15 protein-coding genes, 1 tRNA gene and 1 pseudogene are annotated in these 15085 nt (G+C 63.0%); 10 read left to right on the top strand and 7 right to left on the bottom strand.

The features are described 5' to 3' along the window. Positions 1-222: 222 nt before the first annotated feature. On the top strand, positions 223-465 hold the full coding sequence (tusA, locus tag ACTJJN_RS19050) for a sulfurtransferase TusA (RefSeq protein ID WP_003248727.1): 243 nt from the start codon (positions 223-225) through the stop codon (positions 463-465). Positions 466-525: 60 nt separating this feature from the next. After that, complete coding sequence (gene pdxB, locus ACTJJN_RS19055) at positions 526-1668, top strand: 4-phosphoerythronate dehydrogenase PdxB (RefSeq protein WP_012053171.1); 1143 nt, start codon at positions 526-528, stop codon at positions 1666-1668. Positions 1669-1782: 114 nt separating this feature from the next. Here pdxB and ACTJJN_RS19060 read toward each other — a convergent pair whose 3' ends face one another. Then, the gene (locus tag ACTJJN_RS19060) at positions 1783-1956 is read right to left on the bottom strand and encodes a PA1571 family protein (RefSeq protein WP_003248731.1); all 174 of its coding nucleotides are present in this window, start codon (positions 1954-1956) and stop codon (positions 1783-1785) included. 210 nt (positions 1957-2166) lie between these two features. On the opposite strand from ACTJJN_RS19060, the gene ACTJJN_RS19065 reads away from it, so the two are divergent. The 3 genes and pseudogenes from ACTJJN_RS19065 to ACTJJN_RS19075 all read left to right on the top strand — a co-directional run bounded on the left by ACTJJN_RS19065 (position 2167) and on the right by ACTJJN_RS19075 (position 5718). Further along, on the top strand, positions 2167-3930 hold the full coding sequence (locus tag ACTJJN_RS19065) for an ABC transporter transmembrane domain-containing protein (RefSeq protein WP_029611771.1): 1764 nt from the start codon (positions 2167-2169) through the stop codon (positions 3928-3930). Positions 3931-4674: 744 nt separating this feature from the next. Continuing rightward, a pseudogene (locus ACTJJN_RS19070) lies at positions 4675-4833 on the top strand (HAMP domain-containing protein); the annotation flags it as partial. 171 nt (positions 4834-5004) lie between these two features. Next, positions 5005-5718 carry a methyl-accepting chemotaxis protein gene (locus ACTJJN_RS19075; protein ID WP_416383872.1) on the top strand — a complete coding sequence of 238 codons (714 nt, stop codon included), beginning with the start codon at positions 5005-5007 and terminating at the stop codon, positions 5716-5718. A gap of 107 nt (positions 5719-5825) precedes the next feature. Here the strand turns inward: ACTJJN_RS19075 and ACTJJN_RS19080 are convergent. Together ACTJJN_RS19080 and ACTJJN_RS19085 are read right to left on the bottom strand one after the other, a co-directional pair. Further along, positions 5826-5902: transfer RNA gene (locus ACTJJN_RS19080), tRNA-Pro, on the bottom strand. Positions 5903-5982: 80 nt separating this feature from the next. Next, the gene (locus ACTJJN_RS19085) at positions 5983-6204 is read right to left on the bottom strand and encodes a YgdI/YgdR family lipoprotein (RefSeq protein ID WP_003248738.1); all 222 of its coding nucleotides are present in this window, start codon (positions 6202-6204) and stop codon (positions 5983-5985) included. 187 nt (positions 6205-6391) lie between these two features. On the opposite strand from ACTJJN_RS19085, the gene moaB reads away from it, so the two are divergent. After that, on the top strand, positions 6392-6931 hold the full coding sequence (gene moaB, locus ACTJJN_RS19090; RefSeq protein ID WP_003248741.1) for a molybdenum cofactor biosynthesis protein B: 540 nt from the start codon (positions 6392-6394) through the stop codon (positions 6929-6931). Then, complete coding sequence (locus ACTJJN_RS19095) at positions 6915-8141, top strand: molybdopterin molybdotransferase MoeA (RefSeq protein ID WP_017147801.1); 1227 nt, start codon at positions 6915-6917, stop codon at positions 8139-8141. The genes moaB and ACTJJN_RS19095 overlap by 17 nt, the downstream gene beginning before the upstream one ends. Here the strand turns inward: ACTJJN_RS19095 and ACTJJN_RS19100 are convergent. Then, entirely contained in the window at positions 8130-9377 is a 1248-nt protein-coding gene (locus tag ACTJJN_RS19100) for a glycosyltransferase family 4 protein (protein WP_012053167.1), read from the bottom strand. The two genes, ACTJJN_RS19095 and ACTJJN_RS19100, sit on opposite strands and share 12 nt — an antisense overlap. 256 nt (positions 9378-9633) lie before the next feature. Between ACTJJN_RS19100 and yegS the strand changes: the two genes are divergently transcribed. Further along, positions 9634-10521, top strand: coding sequence for a lipid kinase YegS (yegS, locus tag ACTJJN_RS19105; RefSeq protein ID WP_017147799.1), 888 nt, complete (start codon positions 9634-9636; stop codon positions 10519-10521). Here the strand turns inward: yegS and ACTJJN_RS19110 are convergent. The 3 genes from ACTJJN_RS19110 to ACTJJN_RS19120 all read right to left on the bottom strand — a co-directional run bounded on the left by ACTJJN_RS19110 (position 10505) and on the right by ACTJJN_RS19120 (position 12926). Beyond that, positions 10505-11164, bottom strand: coding sequence for a response regulator (locus ACTJJN_RS19110; protein WP_440781516.1), 660 nt, complete (start codon positions 11162-11164; stop codon positions 10505-10507). The genes yegS and ACTJJN_RS19110 overlap by 17 nt on opposite strands. Then, a complete protein-coding gene (locus ACTJJN_RS19115) occupies positions 11154-12050 on the bottom strand; it encodes a sensor histidine kinase (RefSeq protein ID WP_012053164.1) in 897 nt (298 codons plus the stop codon). The genes ACTJJN_RS19110 and ACTJJN_RS19115 overlap by 11 nt, the downstream gene beginning before the upstream one ends. Before the next feature lie 366 nt (positions 12051-12416). Continuing rightward, on the bottom strand, positions 12417-12926 hold the full coding sequence (locus tag ACTJJN_RS19120) for a hypothetical protein (protein WP_017147798.1): 510 nt from the start codon (positions 12924-12926) through the stop codon (positions 12417-12419). Positions 12927-13277: 351 nt separating this feature from the next. On the opposite strand from ACTJJN_RS19120, the gene ACTJJN_RS19125 reads away from it, so the two are divergent. Both ACTJJN_RS19125 and ACTJJN_RS19130 read left to right on the top strand, forming a co-directional pair. Next, entirely contained in the window at positions 13278-14213 is a 936-nt protein-coding gene (locus tag ACTJJN_RS19125) for a chemotaxis protein CheV (protein WP_003248753.1), read from the top strand. Positions 14214-14268: 55 nt separating this feature from the next. Beyond that, the gene (locus tag ACTJJN_RS19130; protein ID WP_012053162.1) at positions 14269-15072 is read left to right on the top strand and encodes an MOSC domain-containing protein; all 804 of its coding nucleotides are present in this window, start codon (positions 14269-14271) and stop codon (positions 15070-15072) included. Positions 15073-15085: the final 13 nt, after the last annotated feature.

Consider the following 15085-nt stretch of genomic DNA (forward strand, 5'->3'; position numbering starts at 1 on the left):
CCCGGGAGGACCGCGCTGCAGGCCCCATCCTGGGGCCCAGCGCTTGACGGGCATCCATGCCCGTCACCTCCCTTCGCAAGGCCTGCGTTCGGCCTCCTGAAGTCGCGAAGATCAAGATCAAGATCAAGATCAAGATCAAGATCAAGAGCGCTGGGTTTGAAAGCCGTGCTTGGACCGCGTCGCGCTATGCGCGACAATAGCGATCATTTTCGGAGCCCCCCCATGACCGATTTCACCCCCGACGCCATCCTCGATGCCACCGGCCTGAACTGCCCGGAACCCGTGATGATGCTGCACCAGCACGTACGCAACCTGGCCGCCGGCGGCCTGCTCAAGGTCATCGCCACCGACCCGTCGACCCGCCGCGACATCCCCAAGTTCTGCAACTTCCTCGGCCACGAGCTGCTGCAGCAACAAGAGGACGCCGGCACTTTCCTGTACTGGATCCGCAAGAAAGCCGACTGAATCGCTCTGGAACACGCCCGGCGTTGCGCCTACACTGCGCTCCCCAGACAGGAGAGCGCCATGCTGATAGTTGCCGACGAGAACATCCCGCTGCTCGATGCCTTCTTCCAGGGTTTCGGTGAAATTCGCCGCTACCCCGGCCGAAGCCTCGATGCTGCCAGCGTCAAGGACGCCGATATCCTGCTGGTGCGCTCGGTGACCAAGGTCGACCGTCAGTTGCTCGAAGGCAGCCGTGTACGCTTTGTCGGCACGTGCACCATCGGCACTGATCACCTGGACCTGGACTACTTTGCAGAAGCTGGCATCCGCTGGAGCAGCGCACCTGGCTGCAATGCCCGTGGCGTGGTCGATTACGTGCTGGGCAGCCTGCTGACCCTGGCCGAACTGGATGGCGTGGCATTGCCTGAGCGCGTATATGGCGTTGTCGGCGCGGGTGAAGTGGGTGGCCGCCTCGTGCGGGTGCTGCATGGCCTGGGCTGGAAGGTGCTGGTGTGCGACCCATTGCGTCAGGCCGCGGAGGGCGGCGACTACGTCAGCCTCGAAACCATCCTGCAGCAGTGCGATGTGATCAGCTTGCATACCCCGTTGCAACGCGGCGGCCAGCACCCGACCTGGCACCTGCTGGGGCAGGCGCAGCTGGCACAGTTGCGCCCGGGTGCCTGGCTGGTAAACGCCAGCCGTGGCCCGGTGGTGGACAACGTGGCCCTGCGCGAGCTGCTGCTGGACCGTGAAGACGTGCACGCGGTGCTGGATGTGTGGGAAGGGGAGCCGCAGGTCGACCTGACGTTGGCCGACCTGTGCACCCTGGCTACGCCGCACATTGCCGGCTATAGCCTCGATGGCCGCCAGCGTGGCACGGCGCAGATCTACCAGGCGCTGTGTCGCTTCCTCGGTGTGAATGAGCAGGTGCGACTGGCCGAGCTGCTGCCCAAGCCACCGCTGGCGCAGATCGAGCTGGATGCCAGCACCGACCTGTCCTGGGCCTTGGCCACCCTGTGTCGCGCCGTGTATGACCCGCGCCGTGATGATGCTGATTTCCGCCGTAGCCTCAGCGATGATCCGCAGCAACAGCGAGCAGCGTTCGACCAGTTGCGCAAGCAATACCCGCAAAGGCGCGAGATCGAGGGGCTGGCCGTGCGCTTGCACGGGGAGGCGCCGCAGTTGGCGCAGTTGGTCAGTGCCCTGGGTGGGGTGTTGGTCTAAGCACGCCTTGCCTTGATCTTGCAGGTAGGTGCGGTTACCTGTGGGGGCGGCCAAGCCCACTGGCTGGGCCAATAAAAACCCGGCGCAAGCGCCGGGTTGCAAAGAATTCGCCGATCAACCTTTGCGTACGCGCTCGACACGGCTTTCTTCCAGGGCCTTGCAGGCCTGCTGGATCATCTGCTCGGTGATCGGCACTTCGCGCCCCTTGGCGTCGATGATCGAACCGCATACTTGCGGTTGCGGGGAGGTTTGGGGCTTCTGGTTATCACTGCCATGCTGCAAGCTCATGCACTGTCTCCTCTTCAGGTTCAAGCTCAGGGTAGCCCTGCGCCGTGACTGGCCTGTGACAGCTTCCGGGTCACGGCAGCAACAGTCCAGCAGAAACCCTGTGAAAGCTCCATAAGCTGGTTAGATCGATGCGTTATAGCAACCTTCATGCAGTCTCCCGACCGGGATGAGTGGTAGGCTGCGGCTTCCCCACCCTTTGTGGTCGTTGCCATGCCCGAATCGGTTTCTCCGCGCCAACGCCGCGCCTTGCGCCTGGCTTGGCAGTTCGTTCGCCCTTATCGCCGCCAGGTGCTGCTGGCATTGCTGGCGCTGGTGGTCACCGCTGCCATTACCCTGTCGATGGGCCAAGGCATCCGCCTGCTGGTGGATCAAGGCTTCATGACCCGCTCCGCGCATCAGCTCAATCAGACCATCGGGCTGTTCCTGCTGCTGGTGCTGGCGCTGGCGGTGGGTACCTTCAGCCGTTTCTATCTGGTGTCGTGGATTGGCGAGCGTTGTGTGGCCGATATCCGTCGTGCCGTCTTCGATCACCTGATCGGCCTGCACCCAGGTTTTTTCGAAGACAATCGCAGCTCCGAGATCCAGTCTCGGCTGACTGCGGACACCACCTTGCTGCAATCGGTGATCGGTTCATCGCTGTCGATGTTCCTGCGCAACGCGCTGATGGTCATTGGTGGTGTGGTCTTGCTGTTCATCACCAACCCCAAGCTCACCAGCATCGTGGTGGTAACGCTGCCACTGGTGTTGGCACCGATCCTGTTGTTCGGCCGTCGGGTGCGCAGCCTGTCGCGGCAGAGCCAGGACAGGGTCGCCGATGTGGGCAGCTACGTGGCTGAAACGCTCGGGCAGATCAAGACCGTGCAGGCCTACAACCACCAGGCGCACGACCGCGCATTGTTCGCCGATACGGTCGAAGCCGCGTTTACTGTTGCCCGCAAGCGGATTACACAGCGTGCCTGGCTGATTACCCTGGTGATCGTGCTGGTGTTGGGGGCGGTGGGGGTGATGCTGTGGGTCGGCGGCATGGATGTGATCGCCGGGCGTATATCCGCAGGCGAGCTGGCTGCATTCGTGTTCTACAGCCTGATCGTCGGCAGCGCCTTCGGCACCCTCAGTGAGGTGATCGGCGAACTGCAACGGGCCGCGGGTGCCGCCGAGCGCATTGCCGAACTGTTGGCCGCGCGCAGTGCCATCCTGCCGCCCGCCGTGGCGCAGGTGCTGCCACAGCCGCGGGCCAGTGGGCGTATCGAGCTGCAGCAGGTCGTGTTCGCTTACCCTTCACGGCCCACGGTGGCAGCTGTCGACGGCCTGAGCCTGACCATCGAACCCGGGCAGACCGTCGCCCTGGTAGGCCCTTCCGGGGCAGGCAAGTCGACCCTGTTCGATCTGTTGCTGCGCTTTTACGACCCCCAACAAGGGCGCATCCTGCTTGATGGCCTGCCGGTTACCGCATGTGATCCCGACCAGCTACGCCGGCAGTTCGCTTTGGTGGCACAAAACCCCTCGCTGTTCCGTGGCACGGTGGAGGCCAACATTCGTTATGGCCGGCCCGAGGCGACCTTGGCCGAAGTCGAAGCAGCAGCCCGCGGCGCCCATGCCGACGAATTCATCCGGCAATTGCCCCGAGGCTACCAGACACAACTGGGGGAGGGCGGCATAGGCCTTTCCGGCGGGCAACGTCAGCGCCTGGCGATTGCCCGGGCCTTGCTGGTCGATGCGCCGATCCTGTTGCTGGACGAAGCCACCAGTGCCCTTGATGCACAAAGCGAATACTTGATCCAGCAAGCGCTGCCCAGCCTGATGGCCGGCCGTACCACGCTGGTGATCGCCCATCGCCTGGCCACGGTGCAGCATGCCGAGCGCATCGCGGTCATCGACCAGGGCCGGCTGGTGGCGGTGGGCACCCACCGTCAGTTGATCGAGGACAGCCCGCTGTATGCGCGGCTGGCAGCGCTGCAGTTCACCACGGGCTAGCGTGTCGTGGCTTTGTAACATTTCTGTAGTAATTGCCTGAGAAGATTTGCTTCAACTGTTGCGTAAGTGCTCGACCTGGCTGCCATTGCGTGATGGCAGCTTTTTTTTGGCCTGCCAGTAATGGGGCTGTACAGCGGCCTCAGCCTACTCCCTCTGGTTCCGAGACCCTCGATGTTGCGTAAATCCCTCAGAGTGCAAATTCTCTCGCTGCTCGGCGGCAGTGTGCTGGCGATGCTGCTGATCGCCCTGGTTTGTTTCCAGTTCCTGTCGTCCAGCGTGCGGGGCTACGCCGAGCTGGTCGACGGGCCGCTGCGGGCCTCGCAATTGATTGACGAAGCCAACCTGCAGTTCAAGATCCAGGTGCAGGAATGGAAGAACGTGCTGTTGCGCGGGCGCCAGCCTGCGGAAATGGACAAGTACTGGCAGCAGTTCCAGGCCCGCGAAGAGCAAGTACAACAGCTGCTCGGGCAATTGATCGACAACAGTGATGCCAGGCTCAAGCCGCCGCTGCAGCAATTGCGCGACAGCCACCGCCAGTTGGGCCAGGCCTATGCGCAAGGCCGCCAGGCCTTCCTGGCGGCAGGCGGCGACCCGGTAGCAGGCGACCGGGCAGTCAAAGGCGTGGACCGTGCCGCCAGTGAGCAAATGAGCGAGCTGGTCGAGCAACTGCGCGCCGATGCTCGCCAGCGTGCAGCCAGCATCAATGCCAGTGCCGAGCGCACGGTATGGTTGGGCCTGCTGGTGATGCTGGCTTCTGCGGTGCTGGTGGGGCTGCTCAGCCTGTGGCTGGTCAACCGTAGCCTGATCGAGCCGATCCGCCAGTTGATCGAGTACGTCGCGCAGCTCAGCCAGGGCTGCTTTGCTGCCCGGGTCGACAGCCGTCGGGAGGATGAGCTGGGGCGCCTGGCGCGGGCGGCCAACACCCTGCGTGACTTTCTTGCCGATACTGTCGGCCGGCTGCAGGACAACGCGCAGGAGCTGGAAGGTGCCAGCGGCCAGTTGCGCAGTATTGCCGGTGACATGGCCCGCGGTACTCATGACCAGTTCCAGCGTACCGACCAGGTGGCCACGGCCATGCACGAAATGTCCGCCACTGCCCAAGAGGTCGCTCGCCACGCCGCCGAGGCTGCCCGCGCGGCCGATGACGCCGACCACAGCGCCCAGGCCGGCGAGCAGGTGATGCAGCAGACCATCGACATTATCGGCGCGGTCAACCGCGAAATCGCCGGCACGGCGACGGTCATTCGCGATCTGGAGCATGACAGCACGCGTATAGGCAAAGTGCTGGAAGTGATCCGCGGCATTGCTGAACAGACCAACCTGCTGGCGCTTAACGCGGCCATCGAAGCGGCCCGTGCGGGCGAAGCCGGGCGTGGTTTTGCGGTGGTCGCCGATGAAGTGCGTAGCCTGGCCCAGCGCACGGCAGCGTCGATTGCAGAAATTCACCAGATTATCGAAGCGGTACAGTCGGGGGCTGTGGAGGCGGTCAAGGCCATCGAAAGCGGCCAGCAACGTAGCCAGGAAGGGGCTGAGCAGGTCGAGCAGGCCGGGCAGATGCTGCAACGTATTACCCAGGCGGTGGAGGCGATCCGCGACATGAACCGGCAGATCGCCACCGCGGCCGAGGAGCAGACCAGCGTGGCCGAAGATATCTCGCGTAACCTGATCGAAATTACCCGAATTGCCACGGCCAACCAGGAAGCGGTGCAGCATACCGAGCAGGCGGGGCAGCGCCTGCATGGTTTGTCAGGGCAGTTGGGCGAAGTCACCTCCCGGCTGACCGCTTGACTCGGTCTGCAGGGGTTGCATGTGCCCCTGGAGGCTGAAGCGGCGCACTGACGTATTTTTCGCACACAACAAAAAGCCCGCGCAAGGCGGGCTTTTTGACAAGGATTTGGTCGGAGAGACAGGATTCGAACCTGCGGCCTTCTCGTCCCGAACGAGACGCGCTACCTGGCTGCGCTACACTCCGATGACCAAAATCCTACTGCATCCCGTTTTTGCCCGCAAGCCCTTGTTGTTTAAAGGGCCATGGCCTGAACGGGGCCTTGATCAGAGCTCTTTGACGGTGCGGATCTGGTCCTTGTTCAGGCGCGTGCGCTTGCCGTCGAGTTGCTCGAATTCATAGAAGCCAGAGTCTTCGTCGTAGGACGGTTTGTCGGTTGCCTGGATCTCCCGGCCATCGTTCAGGGTAATGACGGTTGGGGTCGAGCAGCCAGCAAGGGCGCCCAAACCCAAGGCAAGCAGGAAGGCGGGTAGGGTCCGTTTGATCATCGTGTTTCTCCAAGTGCGATGGTGCTAGATGACATTTATGACGCAGGACGTTAGTGCAAGTTCACTCCAAGTGCAGCATAGCGACTAATTTGTCCCCTTGACCCATGGCAAGGCTTAGGGGGGCAACGCTGGAAAAGGTGCGCTGTGATATAACTGCGTCCATCTCATCCTGTTGTGACGGACACCCATGAAAGCCAAGGCAGATACCCCCTTCGTGGCGCTAAGCATCGCCGTACTGACGGTCAGCGACACCCGTACCTTCGACACCGACACCTCTGGCCAAATGTTCGTCGACCGCCTGAGCGCCGCCGGTCACCGCCTTGCCGAGCGCGTGCTGCTCAAGGATGACCTGTACAAGATCCGAGCCCAGGTTGCCACCTGGATCGCCGATGACAGCGTGCAAGTGGTGCTGATTACGGGCGGTACCGGGTTTACTGGCCGCGACAGCACCCCCGAGGCGGTGGCCTGCCTGCTGGACAAGCAAGTGGACGGCTTCGGTGAGTTGTTCCGGCAGATTTCCGTGGCCGACATTGGCACCTCCACCGTGCAATCGCGAGCCTTGGCCGGGCTGGCCAACGGCACGCTGGTGTGCTGCCTGCCGGGCTCGACCAACGCTGTGCGCACCGGTTGGGATGGCATCCTTGCCGAGCAGCTTGATGCCCGTCATCGCCCGTGCAACTTCGTGGCGCACCTGAAGCAGGCAGCGGCCTGTGACAGCCGTGGCTGAGGTCAGCCAGGCCCGGCCGCTGATGCCGGTGGAACAGGCGCTGGAGCAACTGCTGGCGCTGGCCGAAGCTGCACCGATCCGCGAGACCGAAAACCTGCCGCTGGCTGAAGCCGAAGGCCGCGTGCTGGCCACTGACCTGGTTGCCTCCCTCGACCTGCCGCCTTGGCCGAACAGCGCCATGGACGGTTATGCCTTGCGCCTGGCTGACTGGCAGGGCCAGCCGCTGCCGGTCAGCCAGCGTATTTTCGCCGGCCATGCGCCCCAGCCGCTGCAACCGGGTACCTGCGCACGGATTTTCACCGGTGCGCCTGTGCCGGAGGGGGCCGACTGCGTCGAGATGCAGGAAAACACCGAAGTACTCGAAGATGGCCGGGTGCGCTTTCTTGAAGCGTTGCGCACCGAGCAGAACATACGCCCTCAAGGTCAGGAGACCCGCAAGGGCGAGCAGGTGATGAGCGCCGGCACCCGCCTTGGGCCGATCGAACTGGGCCTGGCGGCGACCTTGGGGCATGGCCGTCTGGACGTGGTGCGCAAGGTGAAAGTGGCGGTGCTGTCCACCGGCGACGAACTGGTCGAGCCAGGCCTGCCGCTCGGGCCTGGGCAGATCTACAACAGCAACCGCAGGCTGCTGGTCAGCTGGTTGCAGCGGCTGGGTTGCGAAGTGGTCGATGCCGGCATCCTGCCGGATGACCTGGCGCGCACTCGCGCCTGCCTGGCTGAACTGCGTGGCGTAGACCTTATTCTGTCTACCGGAGGCGTCTCGGTGGGTGAAGCCGACTACCTCGGTGCCGCCCTGCGCGAGGCCGGCGAACTGGCGTTGTGGAAGCTGGCGATCAAACCGGGCAAGCCGCTGACCTTCGGCCACTTCCAGGGCGTGCCGGTGATTGGCTTGCCGGGCAACCCCGCCTCGACCTTGGTCACCTTCGGTCTGCTGACCCGGCCCTACCTGCTGCGTCGTCAGGGTGTGATTGACGTCACGCCGTTGCGGTTCGACATGCCGGCAGGGTTTGACTGGCCCAAGCCGGGTACGCGTCGCGAATACCTGCGCGCGCGCATCGAACAGGGCCGCGTGCGCATCTACAAGAACCAGAGCTCGGGTGTGCTGCGCAGCGCAGCCTGGGCGGAGGGCCTGGTGGAAGTGCGTGAAGGCAGCACGCCGAAGCAGGGCGACATCGTGCCATTCATCCCCTTCAGCGAGCTACTTGGCTGAGCGGCCCAGCCAGGCACTGGCCAGCGGCGTGGCCTCGGCCGGTGCCGCCTGGGTCAGGCGTATGTGCACATTCTCCAGTTGTTGGGCAGCCACGCTCCAGTCGTGGCGCTGGCGGGCAAACTGGCGCCCGGCATCGCTCAACTGGCTCATGCGCCAGGGCTGATTGAGCAGCTGGGTGATCAGCAATGCCAGTTGATCACCGTCGTCACTGCCCAAGTAGTGTTCGCCGTTGTTCACGGTCAGGCCTGAAACGCCCTTGTCGGTGGTGATCACGGGTAAGCCGGCGGCCATCGCTTCGAGGATTTTCACCTTCGAGCCACCGGCATAACGCAGGGGAGCAAAGAACAGCGCTGAACGTCGTTGCAGTTCACGCAGGTCGGGGCGGTAGCCAAACCATTCAATGCGTGGGTCGTTCCAGTGAAGCTTCCAGTTGGCCGGCATGGCGTGCCCGGCAATCGCCAGGCGCACCGCCGGGTTGCTCATCCACACCTTCGGCATGATGTCGTCCAGTGCCCATTCGATGGCCTCCAGATTGGCGCCATATTCGAAATTGCCGACGAACAACAGACGCTGGCTGTGCAGCGCAGGTTGCACCTGCTGGTAGAAATCACAGTCCACGCCGTTAACCACCACATTCACCGGGCGCCCACTGATCTGCGCGATCAGCTCGGCATCATGGGCGCTGACAGCCACCAGTTCGGTGGGCTGGCGCAGCACACGGTGCTCCCAGCGCCGGTAGCGCCAGCGGTCGAAGGCGTTGAGCGGGCGCAGCCACAGCGGCAGGCGATCGTGGCAGGCGCTGCCCATTACCGATTCCAGGGTGTGCTCACTAAGCATGTAGGGCAGCCTGCGAGCCTGCAGGGCTTTTTCGAACGGCTGGAAGCTGTAACTGTGCTCGATCTGGATCACGTCCCAGGGTTCGTCCAGCAGTTGCTCGAACCGGTGCCGCAGGCAAGGCGCCAGGCCATTGATGATTGCCCGCATGGGGTAGTCGATGATGGGTGAAGCCAGCAGGTTGAGTGGGCTGTGCAGCGGCCTGCGGGGTAGCACGATCAGGCGTTCGAGTAGGGGCTCAAGGGCCTCACGTGCTGCGTCGCAGAGAGGGATCTTCGACTGCACCAGCAGGGTAATCCGATGACCGCGCTGGGCCAGTGCGCGCAGCAGATGGTATTGCCGGGTCTTGTGGCCGCTGGTGGTCGGCCAAGGCAGGTAGGGCAGTGTCCAGAGAATGCGCATGACCCGAAGTCCTCGCGAAAGGCTGCAGATAGCAAAACGCGCCCGTTGGCAGCAGTGGGGGAGCCACTGCCGGGCGCGTCCATGGCAATAGGGGTATTTGCTGAGCATAGCCGGGATTGTCAGGTGTGGAAAAAATGACCGGCGACGTGACCAGGTGCAGGCCTGGCGCCGGCACACTGTTTTTTCCAGGGCATGCAACGATCCGGGTGGGCCAGTGGTCGAGATAGGGGGTGGTCCACTTTACGGAGACGCGCACATGCAAGGGCGCAAGGCAATGTTGGTGCTGCACGGCAAGCAGGCGATGAACGAAGACGTGCGCAGCGCCGTGCGCGACCTGCGCAATAGCGGCTGGGTGCTGGATGTACGGGTTACCTGGGAGGCGGGCGACGCCCAACGGCTGGTCGCCGAGGCACTGGCGGCGGGTTACAGCCATATCGTCGCCGGTGGCGGGGACGGCACGTTGCGGGATGTGGCCGAGGCCATGGGCTTGGCCGCTACCAACGCCAGCCTGACCTTGTTGCCATTGGGGACGGCCAACGATTTCGCCAAAGCCGCTGGCATCCCCCTGGAGCCAGCGTCGGCGCTGGCCTTGCTGAATATCGCGCCACAACCGATAGACTTGGGGCAGGCTGGCGATCAGTTGTTCCTCAACATGGCCACGGGTGGCTTTGGCAGCCAGGTCACCGCCAATACCTCCGAAGACCTCAAGAAAGTACTGGGCGCTGCCGCCTACCTGTTCACCGGGTTATCCCGCTTCAGTGAGCTACAGGCGGCTTCGGTAGAGCTACAAGGGCCAGGCTTCCACTGGCAAGGGGATTTGCTGGCGCTGGGTATCGGCAATGGCCGACAGGCTGGGGGCGGGCAAGTGCTGTGCCCCGAAGCCATGGTCAACGACGGTTTGCTTGACGTCGCTATTCTGCCTGCACCACAGGAAGTGGTGGGGGCTCTGCGGGACCTGTTGGGTGGTGACGGCCTGTTCGTTCGGGCCAGGTTGCCATGGGTCGAGATCAAGAGTTCGCAAGGGTTGGACATCAATCTCGATGGCGAGCCGTTGCAGGCTGCCAGCCTGCGCTTTCAGGCAAGGCCGGCGGCGTTGCACCTGCACCTGCCTGCCGGGTCGCCGTTGCTCAGTCATCCAGGCTGATGATTTTTTCGCGTACGGCGAACAGCACCAAGCCGGCCACGTCGTGAATCTGCAGGCGCTTCATGATTTGCGAGCGGTGAGTTTCCACGGTCTTGATCGACAGGCCCAGACCCGCCGCGATTTCCCGGGTGGACTTGCCGCGCACGATCAGGCGCAGGATCTCAAGTTGCCGTGAGGTCAGATTATGCCGTTCGCCAGCGCTTTGCTTGCCTTGTTGGGTGTGCCGCAGCGCCTGGTTGATGACGGTGTGGGCGATGGCCGGGCTGAGGTAGCGCTCACCGTGGCGTACGGCACCCAGCGCCTGTTCCAGCTCGGTGGCGCTGGTGTCCTTGAGCAGGTAGCCGTGGGCACCGCTTTCCAGCGCCCGCATGATCAGGTCCGGGTCGGTGTGCATGGAGAGGATCAGCACTTTGCAGGTACTGCCGCTGGCCCGCAGTTGGGTGAGGGCGTCCAGGCCGCTGGTCGAACGCATGGAGATGTCCAGCAAGATGATGTCGGGCGCCAGTGTGCGTACCTGGTCGAGTAGCTGGTTGCCGTCGTCGGCTTCGCCGACCACGTCATAGCCGGGGATATCGCAGACCAGTGCGCGCACCCCGGCGCGGATCAGCGAGTGGTCATCTACCAGCAGTAGTCTACAGGTCATGGTTGGTAATACTCCTGGCGCGTTGCTGGGTGCGCGGGGACCACGGGAACATCGCTTCGATCTGCGTGCCTCGGCCAGGCTGACTGGTGATGTCGAGGCTGCCCTGCAGCGCGATTACCCGCTCCTGCATGCCGGCCAAGCCGCGCTGACCGGCTTCGGCCGGGTGCCGGGCAGGGGCGAAACCACGACCATCGTCGTGGATCGACAACGCCAGCCCCTCAGGGGTGCGTTGCAGGCGGATGACCAGGTTGTGTGCCTGGGCGTGGCGCAGCATGTTGGTCACTGCCTCCTGGGTAATACGGAACACCGCCATGGCCACGGCTTCGTCGATGCCGCCCAGGCGCTGGTTGCACGCCAGGCTCCAGTGCACGCCGCTGCTGGCCAGGGTGCGTACCAGGTGCGCGCGCAGGCTGGCCTCCAGGCCAAGGCTGGCCAACTGCCGGGGGTTGAGCAGCGCGGAAACATCGCGCACGTTACCGAGGGTGTCATCCAGTGTGCTGCGCAGGGCGTCGCAGTGCCCCTGCAAGTCTTCGGGCATGCGCCGTTGCAGCCACTGCAGTTGCAGCTTGGCAGCGGTGAGCAGTTGACCGATGTCGTCGTGCAGTTCCCGGCTCAGATGCTGACGCTCGTCTTCTTGCACCTTGAGCATGCGCTCGGCCAGCTCGGCCGGGCGCAGGTGGATCGACCTGGCGCCCAGCCCCAGTTGTACAACAGCACCCAGCGTGGCGACCAACTGCAGCACCAGCAGGGTGGCCGGGATTGTCTGGTTGGCCAGGTACAGCGCCATGTTGGCAACCAGTGAGGCCACGCAAAGCCCGACCGTTGCCCAACGCAGCACGGCGGCGCGGGAGCAGCAATGCAAAGAAGTCTTCAAGCGTGGAAACATAGGTAGGGAGGCCACTGAAGTATTGCTGATGGAGGCCTTGCACAATGCTGCTCAGAGGCTTTGGCGCAGTACTTTCGTTGTTTTTTCGAACACGTATTCTTGCCACCTTTGTTCCGGTCGCAAGCGTTTGTGGGGGCGCATATTACCACTTTGCATTGCATCGGTCGCGGCCGTGTAACGCGTTGAAACGCCTACTGGTCGGGCCCTTTCGGGTAGCAAAGTGCCACCCTTTAATCGCCCTGTACCCACTTGTGCTGTAACTAACGCGGCAATGATTCAAGGGCATGCACCGAAAGCCTGGTGAACTTTCCAAGTTCGACCATGGTCGGGTTTCAATAAAGTTGCTTAGTTGCACTTTGCGTCAGGTTAATGCATGCGATTAGAGCGGCTGGGGCGGTTGCCGGTTGCCACGTCACTGGGCGGGTGAATGCACGCGCTGCCTTCTTCATCGCACGACGCGCAGGCTGGCGCAAAGGGGGGGTGTACGACTTTGGCCAATTCACCCAGTAGAACCAGTTGCTCGCCGATGTCCAGGTTCAGCCGCCCTGTACGGCTATCGACCAGCTCCAACTGCCAGGCCAGCAAGGTCAGGCACGCCTCTATCGCGGGTAGGGCTTCACGCTGCAGGCAACCACCGTGACAGGCCGGGGCGAGCAACTGTTGCAGGGCGGTGGTGTAGTGGGCAACTTCACGCAAGCCCAGGCGCGTAGCTTGACGGGCGATAGTGTCGAGGGTGTTGTTCAGGCAACTGCAGGCATCCGGGTCATTGTCTATAAGCTCCAGATGCTGCAGGCATTCCTGGGCCTGGGTCAGCAGTACCTGGGCATCCAGCAGGAAGCCCTGCAGGGCGTCATCGAACGATAAGGCAGTGTCCATCATCAAGTCCCCGCGCGTGGGGTAGGCGCAGGGGGCGGGCACGCCGAAACGATAGCTAGCAAAAGCCTGACTCCATTCATGCAATGAGAATGGCGTCACATTAATGGCTAAAGGATATCGCGAACATCAGGTTGCACCCGATTGCCGCTAAGGGTTTCCCTGATCAAGGGCTAGGGTAGGGAACTTTTGTCGTGCCCCCGATTTGCCATGGCGTGTCGGCAGTAAAACATGATGGTAAAGTGATATCAATTATCTGCGCGGCATTTTCCCGCAAGGGTCAAGGTGTGCGTGAAGCCGCCGATACAGGGTAGATGATTTCACCTTTTAAGACTCAAGCCTGGGGGCTTTCCAATGGCTGGCATTCTCGACACGGTAGACCAACGCACGCAACTGGTGGGTGAGAACCGCCTGGAAATTCTGATGTTTCGTCTGGCTGGTCGCCAGCTGTTCGCGATCAACGTGTTCAAGGTGCAGGAAGTACTGCAACTGCCCAAGTTGACCCTGATGCCCCAGCGCCACGCCTATGTCTGCGGTGTGGTCAACCTGCGCGGGCAGACCCTGCCGGTGATCGACCTGTCCCAGGCGATCGGTATGCGCCCGCTACAGCCGGGGCCGGACAGCACCATCATCGTCACCGAATACAACCGCTCGGTGCAGGCCTTCCTGGTGGGCGGTGTCGACCGCATCGTCAACATGAACTGGGAGTCGATCATGCCGCCGCCTTCCAGTGCCGGTCGCCAGCACTACCTGACTGCCATCACCAAGGTCGATGAGAAGCTGGTGGAAGTGATCGACGTGGAAAAGGTGCTGGCCGAAATCGTGCCCTACAACGCCCGGGTTTCTGGCGACAAGCTCGCCGACCCAGTGCTGGCGCGGGCCCGCGGCCGCGAAGTGCTGCTGGTGGACGACTCCAGTGTGGCCTTGGCGCAATTGCGCGATACCCTGTCTCAGCTGGGCATGAAGCTGCATGTGGCCAGTGATGGCCTGAAGGCGCTGCGCATGCTCAAGGGCTGGGCCGACGCCGGCGAGGACGTGTGCGAAAAGCTGCTGATGGTGTTCACCGATGCAGAAATGCCGGAAATGGACGGCTATCGGCTGACCACCGAGATCCGCAGCGATGCCCGTCTGCGCCAGCTCTATGTGGTGCTGCACACTTCGCTGTCGGGCAGTTTCAACGAATCCATGGTGAAGAAGGTGGGCTGTGACAACTTCCTTTCCAAGTTCCAGCCTGATCGCCTGGTCGATGTGGTCAAGCAGCGCCTGCTGCTGGATACCACCGCCGCGTGAACGTTGTGCCGGCCAGGTATAAGCTTGGCTTTTGGCATGAAGCGAGGCAGCAGGGATGTTTCTCAGTGAGTTGTATCGATACCCGGTGAAGTCGGGGCAGGCGCAAAGCCTGAAGGCATCACCGGTGGGGTTGTTGGGGTTGCAAGGCGACCGGCGCTGGATGGTGGTCGAGGAAGAAAACGGACGCTTCCTGACCCAGCGTGCCTGGCCACAACTTGGCCAGATCGACGCGAGCGATGACGACAGCGGCCAGTTGCTGCTGCAAGCCCCTGGACAGGCGCCGTTGCGGGTGCCTGTACCGCCTGCCGATGACGCCCTGCGCGGCGTGACGATCTGGCGCGATACCCTGCGTGTGCCGGACGCTGGCGATGCCGCGGCGGCCTGGTTGAGTGAGTTGCTGGGCAAAGCCGTACGCCTGGTGCATTGCCCGGAGCAGCGTGCGCGTTACTTGCCCAATGGTTACGGCTTAAACAGTGACCGTGCGGCGTTTCCGGATGGCTTCCCCTTGCTGCTGATTGGGCAGGGCTCGCTGGACGAGCTTAACCGGCGTATTGGCCGGCCCATGTCGATGCGGCGCTTTCGGCCCAACCTGGTGGTGCAGGGCGCGGAGCCGTTTGCCGAGGATGCCTGGAAGCGGATTCGCATCGGCAGCTTGGTGTTTCGCGTGCTCAAGCCCAGTGTGCGGTGCATCTTCACGACCATCGATCCAGCCACCGGGGAGCGCAGCGCTGACCGTGAGCCGATGGCTACGCTGAAGACTTTCCGCGAAAAAGAAGGCGACGTGCTGTTCGGCCAGAACCTGGCTGTGGATGGCAGTGGGTGGCTGGAGGTGGGGATGGAAGTAGAAATCCTGGAATAGGTGTGTTGCCTGT

Origin of the sequence: Pseudomonas sp. 22515, assembly GCF_052044625.1 — a bacterium.
Classification (GTDB): Bacteria; Pseudomonadota; Gammaproteobacteria; order Pseudomonadales; family Pseudomonadaceae; genus Aquipseudomonas; species Aquipseudomonas alloputida.

Bases quoted from the DNA above. Each gene is read 5' to 3' on its own strand.
- tusA (WP_003248727.1), top strand. From the start codon at position 223: ATGACCGATTTCACCCCCGACGCCATCCTCGATGCCACCGGCCTGAAC.
- pdxB (WP_012053171.1), top strand. From the start codon at position 526: ATGCTGATAGTTGCCGACGAGAACATCCCGCTGCTCGATGCCTTCTTC.
- ACTJJN_RS19060 (WP_003248731.1), bottom strand. From the start codon at position 1,956: ATGAGCTTGCAGCATGGCAGTGATAACCAGAAGCCCCAAACCTCCCCG.
- ACTJJN_RS19065 (WP_029611771.1), top strand. From the start codon at position 2,167: ATGCCCGAATCGGTTTCTCCGCGCCAACGCCGCGCCTTGCGCCTGGCT.
- ACTJJN_RS19075 (WP_416383872.1), top strand. From the start codon at position 5,005: ATGCACGAAATGTCCGCCACTGCCCAAGAGGTCGCTCGCCACGCCGCC.
- ACTJJN_RS19085 (WP_003248738.1), bottom strand. From the start codon at position 6,204: ATGATCAAACGGACCCTACCCGCCTTCCTGCTTGCCTTGGGTTTGGGC.
- moaB (WP_003248741.1), top strand. From the start codon at position 6,392: ATGAAAGCCAAGGCAGATACCCCCTTCGTGGCGCTAAGCATCGCCGTA.
- ACTJJN_RS19100 (WP_012053167.1), bottom strand. From the start codon at position 9,377: ATGCGCATTCTCTGGACACTGCCCTACCTGCCTTGGCCGACCACCAGC.
- yegS (WP_017147799.1), top strand. From the start codon at position 9,634: ATGCAAGGGCGCAAGGCAATGTTGGTGCTGCACGGCAAGCAGGCGATG.
- ACTJJN_RS19110 (WP_440781516.1), bottom strand. From the start codon at position 11,164: ATGACCTGTAGACTACTGCTGGTAGATGACCACTCGCTGATCCGCGCC.
- ACTJJN_RS19115 (WP_012053164.1), bottom strand. From the start codon at position 12,050: ATGTTTCCACGCTTGAAGACTTCTTTGCATTGCTGCTCCCGCGCCGCC.
- ACTJJN_RS19120 (WP_017147798.1), bottom strand. From the start codon at position 12,926: ATGGACACTGCCTTATCGTTCGATGACGCCCTGCAGGGCTTCCTGCTG.
- ACTJJN_RS19125 (WP_003248753.1), top strand. From the start codon at position 13,278: ATGGCTGGCATTCTCGACACGGTAGACCAACGCACGCAACTGGTGGGT.
- ACTJJN_RS19130 (WP_012053162.1), top strand. From the start codon at position 14,269: ATGTTTCTCAGTGAGTTGTATCGATACCCGGTGAAGTCGGGGCAGGCG.